Below are 2,018 nucleotides of genomic sequence, written 5' to 3'. Positions count from 1 at the left end.
TGTATACGAGACCCGTACGTACAGTGGTGTGAAAGCCTCTCCCTGCTAGTGATTACTAGCGGGGCGGGCTATTCGATTGTGCTTTCGTGCTTTTTATTATTTTCTCTTTATAAACTTTTAATTTAAAACCAGTTTCATCATTGTAATCAGAATCACCCGATGCGTCTTCAAGTTCATCCCATGGAATTCCATCCAAATATTTTGAGCCTAAGAAATCACTAATTATTGCATCAATAGAATCTACAAATTCAAGTTCTGCCCTAAATGGCAAAATTTCATGATCTGCATTAATAAAATTCAAATTTAGATTTCCTGCTTGCTCATCAAACCATGAATAAAATATCAAGTCCATGTTTTTATCAGAATTGTCAAGTTGCACAATTCTATTCTTAACCACTTTACTTAAAAATACTTTTAAGTCTTCATTTTTAACATTTTTGGCAGTATCGGAATCGATACCAATCGACCAATGATTATTTTCAATCTCCTTATTCAACTCATCAAGATTCTCAGTAAGGTAAATCTTATCCGTAACTATTTCTTTTATGTTCTTAAAAAATTCCGTTTTAGTCATAATCAGTAAATCTTACCATTTAACTGTATCAGTGTGTTCTAAATCCTGATATTCTCTGAATTCTCTTATTTTTATGAATTCTAATGTTTCAATATCCAATTCCCAAATTGCTGATTTCTCACTCCATGGGTCTGTCAAAATCTCAACAATATTCTCAGATTTCAATCTAACGTCATGAATCCATTTTAATTCTTCATTCTCAATCCGTTCTACTTGTTTATTATTTCTCTTATCAGCTCGCCATATTGTTAAATGTTCTCCTGCGATAATAGCCCAATCATTCTTTTTACTTATCAGTCCACATTTTGGGTCTCCATGGAAATCGTCAAATAAGAGTTCTTTACCTGAAGATTTTTCAATCAAGTAGGCATTTTCAAACTCATGTTCAATTATCAATTTTTTTGTTTCAAATAGTACAGTCATAATTTGCAGTACGGTTTCTTAGCATGAAGCACAACGTTTTGCCAATATGAGTTGGCTGGGATTTCGAAGTCACTCACTTGTCAAACCGTTAAAAATTTTATTAAATGTACAAACTTTAAATAAACCACTGACCCCCAGCTTACTTATATTGGCTGTTAGCAAACGTTATAATTTTTCATGTTTCTTAATCATCTTAATATTTTCTCTCTCAATAATAGTCAGATATTTATCTACATTATCAAATCTTGGAGAATACCAATCCTTTGTCTTAAAAAAATCACTCCATTTATCTGTTTTAAAAATGTATCCATGAGCTGCAAATATCTCATTTCTCATTGTTGCCAAATCCTGTTTATTTTTATTTTGCAAATCTGAATCTGTGAGCAATTGTACTGAGGCAATAAAATAATCACGTTTTGTATCAATGTGATTTTTATTTAATTCTGAAATTTTGCCATCTGTATCAATTTTATATGTGCTAAATGAAATATCAAGTTTTAAAAGAGAATCATTATCGCAATCTGTTTCACTTTTCTCCTCAACTAAAATAAGTAAGGAGTCAGACTGATAAGCACAGTATCTTTCGCTATTATCTTGACAGTCGGCGAAAACATACTCAAATCTATCAAGTTTATCTATGATGTTACCTTGGTAATCAAAAATCCTGAACTTACTTGATTCACACATTCCTCCCGCAATACATGGCACATTGCATGATAATCCAATCATATGGGGTTTTCTAAATATTATTTTATCTGCATATCCTGATGGAGCAAAATCGGGATGCAAGTCAACGTCGAAATATTTTTTTAATAATACAGTATCCAATTCATTGTCACTTTGTCCGTATTTTAAAATAAGTTTCTCAAAATCTGAGTTTTGTCCGTATATCTGGAAACTACTTATCAGAAGTATGAAAATCAGTATTTTTTTCATTTAGTTTTGTTTATCGGTGTCGTTGACCTAATGTTTGCTAACGTAAAAGTGTTTTATCCTTTCGTTTTTTAAAATTAACAAAACA

General features: G+C 31.4%; 3 protein-coding genes. All 3 read right to left on the bottom strand.

The features are described from left to right. Window positions 1–55: 55 nt before the first annotated feature. On the bottom strand, window positions 56–574 hold the full coding sequence (locus QUH73_RS20640; protein WP_289532338.1) for a hypothetical protein: 519 nt from the start codon (window positions 572–574) through the stop codon (window positions 56–58). Window positions 575–586: 12 nt separating this feature from the next. Further along, window positions 587–997, bottom strand: a complete 411-nt coding sequence (locus QUH73_RS20635; protein ID WP_289532337.1) for a hypothetical protein — start codon at window positions 995–997, stop codon at window positions 587–589. 165 nt (window positions 998–1,162) lie between these two features. Continuing rightward, a complete protein-coding gene (locus tag QUH73_RS20630) occupies window positions 1,163–1,933 on the bottom strand; it encodes a YARHG domain-containing protein (RefSeq protein ID WP_289532336.1) in 771 nt (256 codons plus the stop codon). Window positions 1,934–2,018 lie beyond the last annotated feature (85 nt).

Source organism: Labilibaculum sp. K2S, assembly GCF_030372765.1.
Classification (GTDB): Bacteria; Bacteroidota; Bacteroidia; order Bacteroidales; family Marinifilaceae; genus Labilibaculum.
Note: the sequence above shows the minus strand (reverse complement) of the source record. Positions and strands in the feature narration are given on the sequence as shown.

Coding starts and splice junctions, on each gene's coding strand:
- QUH73_RS20640 (WP_289532338.1), bottom strand. CDS start 574: ATGACTAAAACGGAATTTTTTAAGAACATAAAAGAAATAGTTACGGAT.
- QUH73_RS20630 (WP_289532336.1), bottom strand. CDS start 1,933: ATGAAAAAAATACTGATTTTCATACTTCTGATAAGTAGTTTCCAGATA.
- QUH73_RS20635 (WP_289532337.1), bottom strand. CDS start 997: ATGACTGTACTATTTGAAACAAAAAAATTGATAATTGAACATGAGTTT.